General features: G+C 61.1%; 21 protein-coding genes, 1 tRNA gene and 1 pseudogene. 18 read left to right on the plus strand and 5 right to left on the minus strand.

Annotated elements, in window-relative coordinates:
- Position 1: 1 nt before the first annotated feature.
- The 14 genes and pseudogenes from BVH06_RS22150 (at position 2) to BVH06_RS22210 (ending at position 8,636) form a co-directional block, all read left to right on the plus strand.
- Entirely contained in the window at positions 2-484 is a 483-nt protein-coding gene (locus tag BVH06_RS22150; protein ID WP_075935507.1) for a hypothetical protein, read from the plus strand.
- Positions 477-2,069, plus strand: a complete 1,593-nt coding sequence (locus BVH06_RS22155) for a hypothetical protein (RefSeq protein WP_075935508.1) — start codon at positions 477-479, stop codon at positions 2,067-2,069. The genes BVH06_RS22150 and BVH06_RS22155 overlap by 8 nt, the downstream gene beginning before the upstream one ends.
- Positions 2,066-2,830 (plus strand): hypothetical protein, encoded by a 765-nt coding sequence (locus BVH06_RS22160; RefSeq protein ID WP_075935509.1) that lies wholly within the window; start codon positions 2,066-2,068, stop codon positions 2,828-2,830. The genes BVH06_RS22155 and BVH06_RS22160 overlap by 4 nt, the downstream gene beginning before the upstream one ends.
- Entirely contained in the window at positions 2,827-3,216 is a 390-nt protein-coding gene (locus BVH06_RS22165; protein WP_075935510.1) for a hypothetical protein, read from the plus strand. Before BVH06_RS22160 ends, BVH06_RS22165 begins: the two co-directional genes overlap by 4 nt.
- Before the next feature lie 25 nt (positions 3,217-3,241).
- Complete coding sequence (locus BVH06_RS22170; protein WP_075935511.1) at positions 3,242-3,823, plus strand: hypothetical protein; 582 nt, start codon at positions 3,242-3,244, stop codon at positions 3,821-3,823.
- Positions 3,816-4,058: a hypothetical protein gene (locus tag BVH06_RS22175; protein ID WP_075935512.1), complete on the plus strand. Its 243-nt coding sequence runs from the start codon at positions 3,816-3,818 to the stop codon at positions 4,056-4,058. Before BVH06_RS22170 ends, BVH06_RS22175 begins: the two co-directional genes overlap by 8 nt.
- Before the next feature lie 5 nt (positions 4,059-4,063).
- Positions 4,064-4,558 (plus strand): hypothetical protein, encoded by a 495-nt coding sequence (locus tag BVH06_RS22180; protein ID WP_075935513.1) that lies wholly within the window; start codon positions 4,064-4,066, stop codon positions 4,556-4,558.
- 3 nt (positions 4,559-4,561) lie between these two features.
- Entirely contained in the window at positions 4,562-5,668 is a 1,107-nt protein-coding gene (locus BVH06_RS22185; RefSeq protein ID WP_075935514.1) for a hypothetical protein, read from the plus strand.
- On the plus strand, positions 5,665-6,156 hold the full coding sequence (locus BVH06_RS22190; protein ID WP_075935515.1) for a hypothetical protein: 492 nt from the start codon (positions 5,665-5,667) through the stop codon (positions 6,154-6,156). Before BVH06_RS22185 ends, BVH06_RS22190 begins: the two co-directional genes overlap by 4 nt.
- Positions 6,157-6,224: 68 nt before the next feature.
- On the plus strand, positions 6,225-6,767 hold the full coding sequence (locus BVH06_RS22195) for a glycoside hydrolase family protein (RefSeq protein WP_075935516.1): 543 nt from the start codon (positions 6,225-6,227) through the stop codon (positions 6,765-6,767).
- Positions 6,764-7,234, plus strand: coding sequence for a hypothetical protein (locus tag BVH06_RS26100; RefSeq protein WP_075935517.1), 471 nt, complete (start codon positions 6,764-6,766; stop codon positions 7,232-7,234). The genes BVH06_RS22195 and BVH06_RS26100 overlap by 4 nt, the downstream gene beginning before the upstream one ends.
- Positions 7,158-7,337: pseudogene (locus BVH06_RS25920) on the plus strand (hypothetical protein); the annotation flags it as partial. The gene BVH06_RS26100 and the pseudogene BVH06_RS25920, both read left to right, overlap by 77 nt.
- A 150-nt stretch (positions 7,338-7,487) precedes the next feature.
- Positions 7,488-8,282, plus strand: coding sequence for a DNA adenine methylase (locus tag BVH06_RS22205; RefSeq protein WP_075935518.1), 795 nt, complete (start codon positions 7,488-7,490; stop codon positions 8,280-8,282).
- A gap of 87 nt (positions 8,283-8,369) precedes the next feature.
- A complete protein-coding gene (locus BVH06_RS22210; protein ID WP_075935781.1) occupies positions 8,370-8,636 on the plus strand; it encodes a hypothetical protein in 267 nt (88 codons plus the stop codon).
- Between the two features lie 125 nt (positions 8,637-8,761).
- Here the strand turns inward: BVH06_RS22210 and BVH06_RS26105 are convergent, their stop codons facing one another.
- The 3 genes from BVH06_RS26105 to BVH06_RS22220 form a co-directional block, all read right to left on the minus strand.
- Positions 8,762-8,896, minus strand: a complete 135-nt coding sequence (locus BVH06_RS26105) for a hypothetical protein (RefSeq protein WP_256575244.1) — start codon at positions 8,894-8,896, stop codon at positions 8,762-8,764.
- Positions 8,893-9,222: a hypothetical protein gene (locus BVH06_RS22215; RefSeq protein WP_075935519.1), complete on the minus strand. Its 330-nt coding sequence runs from the start codon at positions 9,220-9,222 to the stop codon at positions 8,893-8,895. The genes BVH06_RS26105 and BVH06_RS22215 overlap by 4 nt, the downstream gene beginning before the upstream one ends.
- Before the next feature lie 383 nt (positions 9,223-9,605).
- A complete protein-coding gene (locus BVH06_RS22220; protein WP_075935520.1) occupies positions 9,606-10,295 on the minus strand; it encodes an SOS response-associated peptidase family protein in 690 nt (229 codons plus the stop codon).
- 99 nt (positions 10,296-10,394) lie between these two features.
- On the opposite strand from BVH06_RS22220, the gene BVH06_RS22225 reads away from it, so the two are divergent.
- Complete coding sequence (locus BVH06_RS22225; RefSeq protein ID WP_075935782.1) at positions 10,395-10,838, plus strand: LexA family transcriptional regulator; 444 nt, start codon at positions 10,395-10,397, stop codon at positions 10,836-10,838.
- Positions 10,831-12,114: a Y-family DNA polymerase gene (locus tag BVH06_RS22230; protein WP_075935521.1), complete on the plus strand. Its 1,284-nt coding sequence runs from the start codon at positions 10,831-10,833 to the stop codon at positions 12,112-12,114. The genes BVH06_RS22225 and BVH06_RS22230 overlap by 8 nt, the downstream gene beginning before the upstream one ends.
- A gap of 3 nt (positions 12,115-12,117) precedes the next feature.
- On the opposite strand, the gene BVH06_RS22235 is transcribed toward BVH06_RS22230, so the two are convergent.
- Positions 12,118-12,957: a hypothetical protein gene (locus tag BVH06_RS22235; protein ID WP_075935522.1), complete on the minus strand. Its 840-nt coding sequence runs from the start codon at positions 12,955-12,957 to the stop codon at positions 12,118-12,120.
- Between the two features lie 82 nt (positions 12,958-13,039).
- Positions 13,040-13,124 (minus strand) — tRNA-Leu (locus tag BVH06_RS22240).
- Between the two features lie 114 nt (positions 13,125-13,238).
- Here BVH06_RS22240 and queA point away from each other — a divergent pair.
- Together queA and tgt are read left to right on the plus strand one after the other, a co-directional pair.
- Positions 13,239-14,288: a tRNA preQ1(34) S-adenosylmethionine ribosyltransferase-isomerase QueA gene (gene queA, locus BVH06_RS22245; RefSeq protein WP_075935523.1), complete on the plus strand. Its 1,050-nt coding sequence runs from the start codon at positions 13,239-13,241 to the stop codon at positions 14,286-14,288.
- A 14-nt stretch (positions 14,289-14,302) separates the two neighbouring features.
- On the plus strand, positions 14,303-15,418 hold the full coding sequence (gene tgt, locus BVH06_RS22250) for a tRNA guanosine(34) transglycosylase Tgt (RefSeq protein ID WP_177344617.1): 1,116 nt from the start codon (positions 14,303-14,305) through the stop codon (positions 15,416-15,418).
- Positions 15,419-15,451 lie beyond the last annotated feature (33 nt).

The raw sequence follows: 15,451 nt of genomic DNA on the forward strand, positions 1-15,451 counted from the left end.
CATGTCACCTGGAGAACGCGAGCGCCGCGCAATCGGGAAAAAGAACGAAGCTGCTCGGCGGAATATCGGCACGAGCAATGAAGCGGCCCGCCGCCAGATCGGCCGCGACATGATCGAGCGCCGTACAGGCAAGCAGCAGGTCGATGACATCAACGCAGTGGTGACGCCACCCCGCCAGAATCGGACCCTGCAGCGGCAAGAACCGCGTGGTGGGTTGGCTGGAGGTGTCGGAGTGGGTGTATACACGCCGCCGCCGGCCAGCCCTGGCGGTGCCGGCATCGCCAGCCCACTGACCGTGCAGCAGATAATTTATGCGGAAGAGCCCAGCTACATCGCCACATTCGATGCAAGCGGCTACTTCGCAGTGAAGATGATCACCCGCATGGTGATGGTCGATGCCGAGGGGCGGCAGATCATCGTCGAAGGTTTCGACAAGCTGGACGAAAACGGCAACCCGAAACCACCGGAGAACCCGAATGGCTAACACCTGGCCGCCCAGCGCGATCATGGGCATCGATCCGCTGCCGTACCACGGCCTGGTGTACACCACCCAGGGCAATCCGCAGGTCATGCTCGACCCCATGGACGGCCGGGCGCCGGTACCCATGCCGGCGTTTTACTCGCTGTACCTGGGCGAGAACCACCGGATGGCGGATTACGCCGCGCAGCAAAACGGCTATCTCTGGGACATCGGTATGCCGGACCCGCCGCCCAACGAACAGATTGAGGCCGCTGGGGGCAAACTGCTTGGTCGCCGAATCGTGGGCGGCGGGTTGTACCTGCCGGTACGCCTTGGCGAGCTGACGCGCCACTTGTTCGTTTACGGCAGCGTGTTCGATGGGCAGGTGCGGTTCGAGGCGCAGCCGCGCGGTGGTGCATCGAGGATACTGACCCAACTGCCACTGGCCGATGTTCAGCTCGACTGGTCCAAGGCCGCGATCGAGTACGACGGATCCCTGGCCTCAAGGATCATGCCGGTGCCGAGCTATGGGCTCAGTACACTGGATATCAGCCCGGACGGTACGCGCCATCTATTCGGCGTGAGCCTAGCCGGTCTGGCGGACACCGCCGGGTGGGCGACCACCATGGTTGCGATCATCGAACTGGTGCTGAGCCTGGATGACCAGGGCGAGATAAAGGGCACGGCAACGATTCGGCGCACTGCCACCGAGCTTTTGGGCAGTTACAGCTTCACGGTTAACAGCGATCTCAAGCGCCTGACCAGCGTATCGGACGATTACCCGAGCTGTACCTCGCACCCCGAGGTGCAGGACAGGCCCAACGAAACCACCGGGGATAACGGTTCACGGGGCTGGGAGGGGCGACGAAGTAGCGTGGTGGTCGGTGCCGTGTTCGCAGGTGACGACATCGATTACATCACCGCAAGCTACAGCGCCGCCCGCCAAGAGACGATCACCACCTCTACTGATTCGTACCAGTGGGGCAAGCCAAACGCCGAATCTGGTACTTGCGAGCCCTGGCAGCCCGGTGAAGCGCCACCGATTCCGCCTACCCGGCAAAGCTACATCTTCAACTACCGCTACGAGCTCACGTTCAGCTTCAAGGGGGCGAGCATCGACGTGTGGATGGAGTCTGACGAGGTGGTCACGCTCACCAAGCCGGCCGGCCAGGCTGCCACCGGTACTTCGGCGTCCGTTGACAGAGCGTCGGTTGGGTTGGAGCACCAGCTCGATGAACCGATGACGATGAACTCGCTGCTGTCGCTGGACAAGGTGAACCCTCGTAACGACGCGGGGCTGATCTACCTGCCGGCGGCGCTCTGGGACACCAACTACTACACCGTCAGCGCCGTGGTGCGCAGGAACTGGGTGTCGCTTGCCACCTTCGAGAGCTACACCCTGACGGGCCAACCCGGCTACAAAACCTTTTGGGGCCCGCTGCTCACGCCGCTGGGTGTGGCGGGCGAAACCATCGAGTATCCGATCCGCACTGCCGGTGGCGGCGGGTTGGTACCGAACTTCATCTACAACGCCGCTTACAACCCCATCACCGGCCAGGCCATGCGCGACTGCGACATGCCCGGGCGAACCATCGCAGGATTCATATGAACTTCGTGAACAACTGGAACCGGCCGGTCACCCTGGCGCTCGGTGCGACTTCGCTCGCGCTGGATTTGCCGGATGGGCCGTACCGCCTGACGCTGACGGACAGTGCGGCCGAGCCGACCCGCTGGGAAATCATCGACTCGGTTGTGGCCAGTGGCACTGCCACGCTGCAGCGCGGCCGCGAGGGCACGCTCGAGCAGAACTGGCCGGTAGGCAGTGTGATTTACAACGCGCTCACCGCCGGGGTGATCACGGACTTGCTGCAGGCAGTGGCCGATCTTCAGGCGCGCGTGGCGGCTCTGGAAGGCGGCGCCGACGGGCACCTGGTGACCGTGGGCGACAACGGCTTTTTACTGGGCTACTTCCTCGACGCCCAGGGCAATCAGCTCGGCAGCATCCAGCCGCAAACCGTTTCAGTACCTGGGGCTGGCGATCGCCAGGTGATGGCGGTGGCCTTTCTACAGGGTGCCGACATGTTCGTGATCGGCTTGGGCGGCGGTGAGGTGCCGGAAGGCGCGCTCCAGTCTGTCGAGGTCGAGGGGTACGGCCTGCTGCTGGCGGCTGACGCGACCTTCACGGCGAACGTTGACGGCGGCCAGTGGCAGTGGACGGTTACCAGCACCGGCGATTGGGCCGATGGCGAGCAGCGCCGCATCGATATCCAGTTAGGCAGCTCGGGTGGTGGTAACGAGCTCACCAATTCACAAGGCCAGCCGCTGGTAGACAGCGCCGGCAATCAACTGACTACAGGGGAAACTACGTGAGCGTACAACATGAATACCAGGGTGGCGGCGACCCGAACGGCGTCGTTACCGCCGACGTCAACAGCCACTACCTGAACCTTGATGATCAAGGCGTATGGATCTGCACCAGCAGAACCGGGAATGTGTCGCAGTGGGCGCTGATCGGCGGGCCGCTGCGCGACGCCGCCGGCGAGCGTTACGACATTAACGGCCTGCAGTACTTCGATGGCGTGGTTGGGCAGAGCGTGCAGTTCGTGTTCAATCTGCCCAACCGCCTGCTCTCCAACGTGGAGATCGGCGGCAACCCAGCCGAGTTCTTCACCTCGGACCCTTACTCCCGCGTCGAAATCCGCCCGGTGGCCAACGGCGACCTCATGGTCTGCGTAACCCCGCTCACCGAGTACTGACCCCATTGCCCTGGAGTAGCCAGCCATGCAGCCGGCCTGCCTCGACCTGCCCGTGACAAAAGGCGCCACCCTGCGCAAACCGCTGCTGCTGATGCAGCCCACCTACACCTACCGACCGATCACCGCGATTCTGCCGACCGCGCCACTACAGCTCACCGTGCCGGCGCATGGCCTGCCCGGCGAGTGGCCGACGTGGATTGAGGGCGTAAGCCAGTGGTCCGCACTGAACCGCGACAAGGCACGCGAGCCGTTCCGGATCGCCAAGCCGGTGGATGCTGACACCCTCGAATACAACGACATCAATGGCCTGGGCCAGCGCGCCAACGGCGGCACACTCGTATACCAGTTGCCGGTCGACCTCGCCAGCTGCGGCGCCGAGTTGGTGATTTCGCCGGAGCAGGGCGCTGAGCTGGTGTTCAGCACCGACAACGGCGGCCTGGCCATTACCGGCCCTGGCCGCCTGCTGCTGGAGATGACAGCTGAACAGACGGCCACCATCGACTGGAGCGAGGCCCGATACAGCCTGGACATCAGCTTCAGCGACGGCAGCGTGCAGCGCTGGCTGCAGGGCAAGGTGACCCTCAGCGGGGGATGCTGCCATGGCTGACGCCCCGATCGTGATCGTCGACGCCGTGCCGCATGTGCTGGTCGCCGAGCGGCAGAAGCTGGCGGTAGTGCTGGTGGCGAGCGGGGAGCAGGGGCCGCCCGGGCCACCGGGAATTGGCGGCGCGCAGATCAGTGCCGAACCAAACAACCGACTGACCCAAAAAGCGGATGGGTTGCACGTCTCTGACGACTTCCAGCCTGACCCGCTTGCCCACTACATACTCGCAAAAGGCTGAACGCTATGACTATGGAAACCCGCCTGATCGCACTGGCCAATGCCATCGGCACCGACATCAAGAACCTCACCGCCAAGCAGGGCGACCTGACCAGCCTGCCCACCCAGGCCAAGGGCAACCTGGTCGCGGCCATCGCCGAGATCTACAGCCTGATGGGGCAGGCCGGCGCTGTGATCGACGACACCGCCGGCGACGGTGCCACAAGCGTCACCTGGTCGGCGGACAAGATCCACGACACCATCGAGCTGGCCAAGGTCGCTGTAAAGGACTCGATCCTGGGCGGTGCGTCCGAGGCCTACGACACCCTGCTCGAGCTGGAGCAACTGGCCACGGGCAATGCCTCGGCCGGCGCCGCCTTGGCAACGGCAGTTGCCAACCGCGTGCGCTACGACGAAGCGCAGACCCTCACCGTCGCGCAGAAGCTGCAGGCCTGTTCGAACATCGGTATCGGTAACCCCGATACCGACTTCGCCGCGGCCTACGCCACCGCCAAGGCTTGACCGATGACACTGGTAGCGCGCGTGATCGCGCTAGCCCAGGCGGTGGCAGGTGACATCAAGGCTATTCAGGTCTCGCTTTCCGGGCTCGGGACTGCGGCAAGGAAGAACGTCACTACATCGGCCGTCGACGTCACGGCTGATCGAGTACTGCGCACGGGGGACGGCGGCTGGATGGGGGACGTGCCCTCGGGCCTCCTTGCGTACAGCGTGGATGACCGCACCTTGAGGGGCTGGAGATATGTCTCGGTTACCAGTGGGACGGTCGGGACGCTACCTGATGTTCTTTTCGGGCACCTTTTCACCTTCGGCAATACCGGAGACATCGTTTGCCAGGAGCTAACTGCTTTCGCTCCACCGCGGCTCCCTCGCAAGTACCACCGTCAATGCTTCGGGTCAGATGCATGGGGGCCTTGGGTGCCAGAAGTTCAGACAAAGGACACAGCGGCGTACCCTTTCATCAACCTCATGGCGGACAACGGCAGGTGGGCGGGCAGAGTAGATCCAGTTGCCACGTTGTTCACGGCAGCTTTCGCGACAAACAGTTGGTATCCAGCCTATAACGGTTCGTCTATGGCCAACGGCGGTAAGTTCATCTATGACAACAGCACCAACGGCGGCTCCGCCGGAGCACTAACGGAGCCAGTCCAGTCGCTGCTGCTGGCTCAGGGCAGAAGCCTGGATGTTCGTCGCTATGGTGTTGAATTCTACGTGGCTACATCCACTGCGGGTCAGGGCACAACTGTGCCAAGCACAGGCGCTGACGGGGTGATCCGCTACCTTACCTGGGCCATGCAGAAAGCGATCGCGGCCTCTGACAATTTCGCTACCCACGTGTGCTGGATACGTTGCAGGTCAGGCTCGGTACACATTGCAGCCAGGTCATTTGTGGACGGCGTGGAGAGGCAGGCTGGGTATGTGCTTCCTGCCGGTTGGCACCACCTAAGGGTTGTTATGGCTAACGCCTACGGTTACTTCGGGAACATGCCCTATGTCTACTCAACGCCTGGCGCAGTCATCGACCTTGCATTACCAGCCTACTTTAGCGGGGCTGTGGACGTGGGAATGCACTTTAATCCGATCCCTTCAGCAAACGGAGCGAGCCCGGTATGAGGAAGGTTTTTCTATACGGGAAATTCTTTGCCGACTGGGCAGGCACTCTGGAGGAGCTGGCCGACTTCGCCGGAGTTAGCGTTTCGCGCCTCTCCTACGATGTTGCCGACACTAAGGCCCAGGCGATCAAGAGGCTCAATGAGGATTTCGCCGCCGCAATGGCCGCGCTGCATGACGGCTGGCCGGACTACGAGATCCAGACCTGGACTGTGCAGGCTGAGGAGGCGCGCCAATGGATGGCGGCTAAGGCTGATGCCAAGCCGGTCGTGCCGTTTCTCTCCAGCCTGCACACCCAGCGTGAGGCGATGGGATGGGAGGGCACGCTCGAAAATCTCGTAGAGAGGGTGCTCCAGAACACCAATGCCTACACCGCGGCCACCGCCAGCCTGATCGGGCGGCGGCATGTCGCGGAGCGAGCGATCGACGCGGCAGAGGATCCATCGTCGATAACCTGGGACTTCGTTTTTTCAGCCCCGACAGAGGGCTAACCTGGCCCGCCGACACTCATCAATCCAGCCCGCCACGTGCGGGCTTTTTCATGCCTGGAGAAAACCAAATGGCTCGACTCACTGCAAAAGAAGCGGGCGGCGCGAACGTGCTCGCCTTCCTGGATATGCTCGCCTGGAGCGAGGGCACCGACCATCCCAACCAGCGCAGCAACGATGACGGCTATGACGTGCTCGTCGGCGGCAAGCTGTTCACGGACTACAGCAAGCACCCGCGCATCTCCGTATCGCTGCCGCGCTACGGCATCAGGTCCACCGCCGCAGGCCGCTACCAGTTCCTGGCGCGCACCTGGGATGCGATCGTCGAGAACTACAACTTCATTGGCCGCTTCATTCCACGCGCTCAGGATCTGGCCGCGGTAAAGCTGCTCACGGAATGCGGCGCTCTTCCGCACATCAAAGCCGGCCGCATCGAGGAAGCCATTGCCGCCGCGGCACCCATCTGGGCCAGCCTGCCGGGCGCCGGCTATGGCCAGCGCGAGCACAAGCTGGCCAGCCTGCTGAAGATCTACGCCGATGAGCGCGCCGCCGAGCCGTGCGACCAAGGCGACCTGCTGGCCATGTTCACCGCGTGTGGGGGGGTGGTCGCATGATTCCGGTCCAGTACCAGTTGCTCGCCAAGGTTGCTGGCGTTCTGGTGCTTATGGCTGCTGCCGCCGGTGTCGTGTGGTGGGGCATGGCGCCTCGTATCGAAATCGAGGATCAGCGAGCGGGCAGGGCAGAGCAGCAGTTGGCCGATGCCCAGGCCATGATCGAGCTGCAGGCCGGCGTGCTGGCTCAGCAGCAACACCAGCTCGGTCAGCTTGCCGACGTCGACCGTCGCATCCAGCAGCTTGGCCAGACTATCAACCGCAATCAGGCCGCGCAGTCGGCTGCCCTCGAGGAGCTCAAACGCAATGATCAAGCCGTGGCTGTATATCTGTCTGGTGCTGTCCCTGGCGACCTTGGCCAGTTGTACGCGCGACCCGAAACCAACGACCCCGCCGCCTACCGCGGCTCGCATGGAGTGCAGCCTGGTGCCGTGCCGGCTGCCGGGCCGCCAGGCGCTGGTGGTGAATGACGACTGGCGGCGCGCCGTCGACGAGCTGGAGTACGAGCTGGGGCAATGCAGCACCCAGGTGATTGCGTGCATCGAGCGTCAGGCCGCGCAGCGGCCGCAGTGAAAGAGAGGCGACGAGCCCAGGTGCGCCAACACCCAGGCTCGACACCTGACCCGCAGAACGTCCCTGCAAGCCAAGCCATGGCCTCCGCCTCGTGCACGAAGCGCGGCGAGCCTAGCACCTGTTTATCCATACAGTAAAGGTTTGCACCTAATGACCACTCCGATCATCCCTTGGATGGGCGGCAAGCGCCGTCTTGCCGATCGTCTTATCCCCCTGTTCCCGCCCCACGAATGCTACGTCGAAGTGTTCGCCGGGGGCGCGGCCTTGTTCTTCATGCGTCCTCAACCAGCCCCGGTCGAGGTGCTGAACGACATCAACGGCGACCTGGTGTCGCTGTATCGCGTTGTCCAAAACCACCTCGAGGAATTCGTGCGGCAGTTCAAGTGGGCGCTCACCAGCCGCCAGCTGTTCGAATGGCACAAGGTCAGCCGGCCGGAGACGCTGACCGACATCCAGCGCGCTGCGCGCTTCTTCTACCTGCAGCACAACGCCTTCGGCGGCAAGGTGTCCGGGCAGACGTATGGCACTGCCACCACCGCGCCAGGCTTCAGCGTGATGCGCATCGAAGAGAACCTGACGGCTGCCTGGCAGCGCCTGGCCGGCACCTACGTTGAGAACCTGGGCTGGTTGGAATGCGCCGAGCGCTATGATCGCGCCCACACCTTTCATTACATGGATCCGCCGTACTGGAAAACCGAGGGCTATGGCGTGGGCTTCCCGTTCGAGGAGTACGAGCGGATGGCCGACTTCATGCGGCGCTGCAAAGGCAAGGTGATGGTGAGCATCAACGATCACCCGGATATCCGGCGCGCGTTCGATGGCTTCCATATGGAGCAGCTGGATATCAGGTACAGCTGCACGAACCAGCGCAAGGCAGTGGCTGATACGACCGGCGAGTTGGTGATCATGAACTGGGAGCCGGCGGCGTTGGGAGGGTTGTTCTAGCCTGGTTGGCTGAGGGCTGAGTGTGGCGACCGTGGCGTGTCGCTGCTTGGGGGTATACTCCGGTAATTGATCAGAGAGGTAGTGCCCGTGCTGGTAGTACAAATGAAAGGGTGGGGGCTGAACCTTGATAAGAAAATCGGCCAGTCACAAGGCTCGAGCATCTGGGAATTCAGCCGGAACTCGAACTCATACTGGAACGCAGACCTGCGGCAGCCTTATCGATACGCCCGCATCACGCCTGCAGAGCCAAAAGATGGCCAGGTGGTGGAGGTGGTTCTGTTGCAATCTCCCTCATCGCCGGAACATGAATGGGTTGCCAAGGGCCAGGGCGAAGCAAGGGGGTATGAGGGCTGAAGATTACGGGCGGCCGAGACAGGTGACTGGCTCACCTCGAGCATCAGGTCGCGCAGCGCTCGGCTTGAGCTGAAGTCGCAGACACAAAAAACCCCGCCTAGGCGGGGTTTTTTGGTTGGGTGTGATCAGGCAGCTTTTTTGTCAGCTACGTGAAGGGCAAGCGCTTTCTCAGTTTGGCTCAACTTAGCGTTGATCAAACCAATGAGCGCCTCAGCGCGCTTAGCGGTTGCGAAAAATTCGAAGTCGTTCAGCTTCTTCACAGGAAAGGCCTCGTCTCTAGATGTTGAACAAATTGGTTGAGGGCTTCTGAGTCATCGTCCTCGATGGCCTTAGCTATGCCCTCCATACAGGCGATGTATTCCTTCGCCTTGTCTCCAGTCAGAGCGTCATCGATCTGCTGGGCCAGGAAGTCAATCAAGTCTGCGACTTCCCTAAAATGAGCTGAGATTTCTGCGTAAGTCGGGTTTTCCAGCCTCAGCACACTGATGGAATAATTCTTAGCCTGATGTAGAAACCTGTTAGCTGCGTTGAGCAGTGAGTCATACAGGTGATCAACAACAAACTTTTTTTGTGCGTTTAAACTCATCCCTGACAACCCGGTTTCGATAAAGGTCGCGGGATTTTACAGATTGCTCTGTGGCTGTCAATCCACAGTTTTATCCACAACCCCAATATCGTTGACCACTACCGTCTCGTCAATATAGTCCTATCGAAGCTGTGATGAGTTCCGTGAATCACTGTGATAGGTATTGTATATCCTTCCTACAAAAATCCTTTTAAATCAATAGTTAGGCAATGAATCAAGTGCTTCGTGTAAGCAAATGCTTACGTCCGTTGTGGGTCATTGCCTACACGATTGACCCGCTGACACACAAAATTATCCACAGATGATTAGATATCGGTCAGCCCCTAGAAAAAACAAGGGGGCCCCGACGAGCGGTTGAGGGCGAGCGGCATTTGGGCTGCCTTTCACAGGAGTGAATTGCCGATAGCCTCAATCAATTGAGGGCCCTGGTTTTTGACGCTTCCTACTGCGCTGCCTACCGGATACCACTCAAACTCATCCTCCGGGGTGTCGTTGTGCCTGGCCAGGTCCTCGGCGCTCTCGGGCAGCAGGCCGGGCTCCATCCATTCCCTCGCAACATCTGGCGGCAGCACGACCGGGCGGCGGTCGTGGATGTCGACCATCCCCTGATCGCTGGCTGCTGTGATGATCGCAAAGCCGCCAGCGCCTTCCTCCTGCGGCACGTCGGCAATGCCGGCGAAGAACGCCGGGGCCCCGCCTTTCAGCCGGATGAAGTACGGCTGCTTGACCTTGGGATTGTCCGGGTCTTTCTTCCATTCATACCAGCCGTCCGCCGGAATTATCACGCGCCCCTTCTTCCAGATCGCACCCCAGAATCGACTGGTGGCCGCCGTCTCGATCCTCGCGTTGATCGCCGGCGGCCGCTTGCCGTCCGCCCAGTGCGGTGCGTAGCCCCATCTGGTCAGCGTGGCTTGCGTACCCTGGTCGTCCTGATGCAGCAGCAGTACGCGCGACTGGGGCGCGACGTTGTAGCGTGCAAGGGGATCATTCGACCAGTCGCCCTCGAGCAGGCCCAGCTGCAACGCTTTGGCGTACTCGTCGACAGTTCGGTACTGCGTGAATCGTCCGCACATGGAACCCTCCGGTCGTCAGTTGGCCATCATCATCCTTTGACCGCGGCTCAAGCGTTTTGGTATCTGTATATGTATACAGTATTATTTTTGAGTTCCATCATGGGTAACGCGTCCTTTCTCTGTCTCCTCAAAAGCTCCTCCGCCGTGCTGCCTTTTCTGTCGGCCCGAGTGCCTGCGGGCATGGGCTTCCCCAGTCCCGCGGCTGACCACATAGAGCGCAAGGTGTCCCTTGATGAGCTGCTCGATATTGACGCCCCTCAGACGTACCTCGTTCGGGCACACGGTGAGAGCATGACCGGTGTGGGGATTTTTCACGACGATGTGATGGTGGTGAACAGGGCGCTGGACGCTGGGCCGGGCGATGTAGTGATCGCGGCTATCAACGGTGACACGCTGGTGAAGACGTTCTGCCGGGAGGGCGATCAGATCGTTCTCCGCTCGGAGAACCCTAAGTACGCGCCCAGGTACGTGCTGGAGGGCGACGAGCTCATGGTGTGGGGCGTGGTGATCACCAACCTGCGGAGCCTGCGCCAATATGGCTGAGTCGGCGATCGCGCTAATCGACTGCAATAGCTTCTACTGCAGTTGCGAACGGGTATTCAGGCCGGATCTCCAGCATGTCCCGCTGGTGGTGCTGAGCAACAACGACGGCTGCGTGATTGCCAGGTCGGCAGACGCCAAGCCCTTTGTCTCTATGGGTGATCCCTACCACCTGATCAAGGGCGTATTGAGGCGGCACGGCATTGTGCCGTTCAGCAGTAACTACGCGCTGTACGGCGACATGAGTGAGCGCGTGATGACCGTCATCGAGTCGATGGTGCCCGAGGTCGAGGTGTACAGCATCGATGAAGCCTTCGCTGACCTTACCGGTGTGCCAGGCGACCTCGAGCAGCTCGGCCGGCAGATCCGCGCGCGCGTACTGAAGCACACGGGGATACCAACCGGAGTCGGAATCGGTACCACGAAGACGCTGGCCAAGCTGGCGAACCATTGCGCGAAGAAGTGGCAGCGGCAGACGGGAGGCGTCGTCGATCTTCGCGACCCCGAGCGCCGTGACAAGGCGCTGAAGGTTCTGCCCGTTAGCGACGTGTGGGGCATCGGCCGGCGCATGACCGAGAACCTCAACAAGCTGAAGATCAAAACGGCCTGGGATCTTGCGCAGGCCGATGCCTGGACGCTGCGCAAACAATTCAGCGTCGTGGTCGAGAAAACCGCACGCGAGCTGCGCGGTACGTCTTGCCTGCAGGTCGACGACCAAGTGACGGCGAAACAGGAGATCTGCTCAAGCAGGATGTTCGGCATCAGGCTGGAGCGAATCGAGCCGATTCGCGAGGCGGTGGCCACGTACGCCGCGATCGCTTGCGAGAAGCTCCGCGCCCAAGGCTCGGTGTGCAAGCGGATCCGTGTCGGTATCAGGACGGGAATGCACAACCCCGACGAGCCGAAGTTCGCCCGGGGGATGACCCTCGAACTGCCATACCAGACCGACGATACCCGGATGATCACCCACTACGCCTTGCTGGCCCTAGAGCAGATCTACCGCAAGGGCTACTCGTTCTCGAAGGCCGAGGTAATGCTGCTTGAGCTGTGCCAGCGCAACGAGTTCACCTCCGACCTGTTCGCGCCCCAGCAGCCCCACGAGAGCACCAAGGTGATGGCGGTGTTTGACGAGATCAACGCGAAGTGGGGGAGGGGCACAGTGCGGCCGGGCCGGGTGGAGCTGAACCCGGAGTGGGGGATGAAGCGGGAGATGTTGAGTCAGAGCTTCACTACGCGGGTAGATCAATTGTGGAGCGTCGGAGGGAGTGAAAGGCGCTGATGGTCAGGATAGCTTTGCCCATAGCGATGCAATGGGGTCCCAGTACCTGGTTGCGGCCAGTATCAACGCGCCGCCCAGAATGAAAGCGGTGACCAGCCAGTGGCTTCGGATTTGCTCGACTAGGTAGGATGGCGAAATTCCGTACACATCCATCCAGCTGGCTGTCGTTTTAAGAGTTTTATCGTGTGTACGCTCGAAGATATTCGAGAAGATATCGAGCTTTCGAAGCGTGGACTGATGCAGTTTCAGGTACTCACCATCAACAAACGCATCGGCCTCTTGTTTGCCAGTCAGTGCGTCAGCATCAGTAATCTTGTTGATCTCGACGATGCTGAATATCCGACCCTTACGGCCCGAAGCTGATTCGTGGGGCGCATATTGACGGCCATATAGCGTGACGAGCTCGCGAGCCAGGTCCACCTTTCGATTGTCTTGCAGCTCAAAAGGCGTCCCGCCGAGTACCCGGTAGCGATGCTCGAGGGCATAGAAACCATAGTTCTCGTCCCGCATGTTCCAATGTATGAAGTGGCAATTGCTATGGCTGCGGATGAAGTCGAAATAGCCGTCAAGCATCATTCTCTCAAGTCGAGGGAAATTAGTGGCTATCGAATCCAGGCAGCCTTCAAGTTCAGCTGCTTTATGGATTGACCAAGATTTCGTCTGTGCGGACTTGAGGTTTCGTATGGCGATCGAGGTTACGCGTGTGGATCCGCCAGTGGAATTCTCATAGAAGGATTCACAGGAATAATGGACGATGTAGACGTTCATTGAGTCGCTATACAGCTCCTCAATGCGTCTGCGGCTTTGCTTGCGTTCGTGTACGCGAGTTACCTCAGACCCCATCATTCGCTCCTTTCTTGTTACGCCAAAATTACGCCATGACAAACAAAAAAGCCCGCAAGTTCAGTAACTTGCGGGCTGTATATGGTGCCCCGGGGGAGACTCGAACTCCCACTTCTTTCGAAAACGGATTTTGAATCCGCCGCGTCTACCGGTTCCGCCACCGGGGCACAATGGCGGCGCAGTATAGGGAGCAAGATGCCATTGGTCAATGCGCTCGCGTGGTCACTTGCAGGGAATTCCGGTAAGCTGCTCCGCCCTGCAGTACGACACACTTTCCGATCATGCGCGTTGCCGACTTTCATTTCGACCTGCCTGACGGGCAGATCGCCCGCCACCCCCTTGCCGAGCGCCGTGCCAGCCGACTGCTGATCCTCGATGGCGCCAGTGGCGCGCTGGCTCATCGGCAGTTCGCCGACCTACTCGAATACCTGCGCCCCGGCGACCTGATGGTGTTCAACAACACCCGGGTGATCCCGGCACGTCTGTTCGGGCAGAAGGCTACCGGCGGCAAGCTGGAGATCCTGGTCGAGCGAGTGCTCGACGAGCATCGCGTGTTGGCCCATATCCGCTCGAGCAAATCGCCCAAGCCGGGCTCGCTGATCGATATCGATGGCGGCGCCCAGGCGCAGATGCTGGCCCGTCACGAGGCGCTGTTCGAGCTGCGTTTCGAGGAGCCGGTGCTGCCGCTGCTCGAGCGCGTCGGGCACATGCCGTTGCCTCCTTATATAGACAGGCCTGATGACGCCGCCGACCGCGAGCGCTATCAGACCGTCTATGCGCAGAAGGCCGGCGCCGTCGCAGCGCCCACGGCGGGGCTGCATTTCGATGACGAACTGCTGGTTGCGCTGCGTGAGAAAGGCGTCGAAAGCGCCTTCGTCACCCTGCATGTCGGCGCGGGTACCTTCCAGCCGGTGCGCGTGGAGCGTATCGAAGATCACCACATGCACAGCGAGTGGCTCGAGGTCGGTCAGGACGTGGTCGATGCGGTGCAGGCGTGCCGCGACCGTGGTGGCCGCGTCGTGGCGGTGGGCACTACCAGCGTTCGCTCGTTGGAAAGCGCTGCCCGAGACGGCGAGCTGAAACCGTTCAGTGGCGATACCGACATCTTCATCTATCCAGGCCGGCCGTTTCACGTGGTCGACGCCCTGGTCACCAACTTCCACCTGCCGGAATCGACCCTGCTGATGCTGGTGTCCGCGTTCGCTGGCTACCCTGAAACCATGGCGGCCTATGCCCAGGCCGTGGCCGAGGGTTATCGCTTCTTCAGTTACGGTGATGCCATGTTCATCACCCGCAATCCCGCCCCGCGCGGGCCCGAGGTTTCAGTATGACGCGCACCTGCCGCATGTCCTTCGAACTGCTCGCTACCGACGGCAAGGCCCGTCGTGGCCGGCTGACGTTCCCGCGTGGCGTGGTGGAAACCCCGGCGTTCATGCCGGTGGGCACCTATGGCACGGTCAAGGGCATGTTGCCGCGCGACATCGAGGCCATCGGCGCGCAGATCATTCTCGGCAACACCTTCCACCTGTGGTTGCGCCCGGGCACCGAGGTCATCAAGCGCCATGGCGACCTGCATGATTTCATGCAGTGGCAGGGCCCGATCCTCACCGATTCCGGCGGTTTCCAGGTGTTCAGCCTGGGGGCGATGCGCAAGATCAAGGAGGAGGGTGTGACCTTCGCCTCGCCGGTCGACGGCTCCAAGGTATTCATGGGGCCGGAAGAGTCCATGCAGGTGCAGCGCGACCTTGGCTCGGACATCGTGATGATCTTCGACGAGTGCACGCCGTACCCCGCCGAATTCGACGTGGCCAAAACCTCCATGGAGCTGTCGCTACGCTGGGCCAAGCGCTCAAAACTTGCCCATGGTGACAGCAGTGCCGCGTTGTTCGGCATCGTCCAGGGCGGCATGCACGAGTCGCTGCGCATGCGCTCGCTGGAAGGCCTGAGCGAACTGGAGTTCGATGGCCTGGCCATTGGCGGTCTGTCGGTGGGTGAGCCGAAGGAAGAGATGATCAAAGTACTCGACTACCTGCCCGGGCAGATGCCGAGCGACAAGCCGCGTTACCTGATGGGTGTCGGCAAGCCGGAAGATCTGGTCGAGGGCGTGCGCCGCGGCGTTGACATGTTCGACTGCGTGATGCCGACCCGCAATGCGCGTAACGGACACCTGTTCGTCGATACTGGCGTGCTGAAGATCCGCAATGCGTTTCATCGTCACGATGACTCGCCGCTGGACCCGACCTGCGACTGTTACACCTGCAAACACTTCTCGCGCGCCTATCTGCATCATTTGGATAAGTGCGGCGAAATGCTCGGCAGCATGTTGAATACAATCCACAACTTGCGCCATTACCAGCGCCTCATGGCTGGTTTGCGCGAGGCAATTCAACAGGGTACATTGGCCGCCTTTGTCGATGCCTTCTACGCCCGGCGCGGCCTGCCAACGCCGCCGCTGGATTGATGATTCGATGGCTAAAAGATCTTTCAACAGGAG

The sequence above is a fragment of the Pseudomonas sp. PA27(2017) genome, assembly GCF_001945445.1.
In the GTDB taxonomy this organism is placed as follows: domain Bacteria; phylum Pseudomonadota; class Gammaproteobacteria; order Pseudomonadales; family Pseudomonadaceae; genus Aquipseudomonas.

Bases quoted from the DNA above. Each gene is read 5' to 3' on its own strand.
- BVH06_RS22150 (WP_075935507.1), top strand. From the start codon at position 2: ATGTCACCTGGAGAACGCGAGCGCCGCGCAATCGGGAAAAAGAACGAA.
- BVH06_RS22155 (WP_075935508.1), top strand. From the start codon at position 477: ATGGCTAACACCTGGCCGCCCAGCGCGATCATGGGCATCGATCCGCTG.
- BVH06_RS22160 (WP_075935509.1), top strand. From the start codon at position 2,066: ATGAACTTCGTGAACAACTGGAACCGGCCGGTCACCCTGGCGCTCGGT.
- BVH06_RS22170 (WP_075935511.1), top strand. From the start codon at position 3,242: ATGCAGCCGGCCTGCCTCGACCTGCCCGTGACAAAAGGCGCCACCCTG.
- BVH06_RS22175 (WP_075935512.1), top strand. From the start codon at position 3,816: ATGGCTGACGCCCCGATCGTGATCGTCGACGCCGTGCCGCATGTGCTG.
- BVH06_RS22180 (WP_075935513.1), top strand. From the start codon at position 4,064: ATGACTATGGAAACCCGCCTGATCGCACTGGCCAATGCCATCGGCACC.
- BVH06_RS22185 (WP_075935514.1), top strand. From the start codon at position 4,562: ATGACACTGGTAGCGCGCGTGATCGCGCTAGCCCAGGCGGTGGCAGGT.
- BVH06_RS22190 (WP_075935515.1), top strand. From the start codon at position 5,665: ATGAGGAAGGTTTTTCTATACGGGAAATTCTTTGCCGACTGGGCAGGC.
- BVH06_RS22195 (WP_075935516.1), top strand. From the start codon at position 6,225: ATGGCTCGACTCACTGCAAAAGAAGCGGGCGGCGCGAACGTGCTCGCC.
- BVH06_RS26100 (WP_075935517.1), top strand. From the start codon at position 6,764: ATGATTCCGGTCCAGTACCAGTTGCTCGCCAAGGTTGCTGGCGTTCTG.
- BVH06_RS22205 (WP_075935518.1), top strand. From the start codon at position 7,488: ATGACCACTCCGATCATCCCTTGGATGGGCGGCAAGCGCCGTCTTGCC.
- BVH06_RS22215 (WP_075935519.1), bottom strand. From the start codon at position 9,222: ATGAGTTTAAACGCACAAAAAAAGTTTGTTGTTGATCACCTGTATGAC.
- BVH06_RS22220 (WP_075935520.1), bottom strand. From the start codon at position 10,295: ATGTGCGGACGATTCACGCAGTACCGAACTGTCGACGAGTACGCCAAA.
- BVH06_RS22225 (WP_075935782.1), top strand. From the start codon at position 10,395: ATGGGTAACGCGTCCTTTCTCTGTCTCCTCAAAAGCTCCTCCGCCGTG.
- BVH06_RS22230 (WP_075935521.1), top strand. From the start codon at position 10,831: ATGGCTGAGTCGGCGATCGCGCTAATCGACTGCAATAGCTTCTACTGC.
- BVH06_RS22235 (WP_075935522.1), bottom strand. From the start codon at position 12,957: ATGGGGTCTGAGGTAACTCGCGTACACGAACGCAAGCAAAGCCGCAGA.
- queA (WP_075935523.1), top strand. From the start codon at position 13,239: ATGCGCGTTGCCGACTTTCATTTCGACCTGCCTGACGGGCAGATCGCC.
- tgt (WP_177344617.1), top strand. From the start codon at position 14,303: ATGTCCTTCGAACTGCTCGCTACCGACGGCAAGGCCCGTCGTGGCCGG.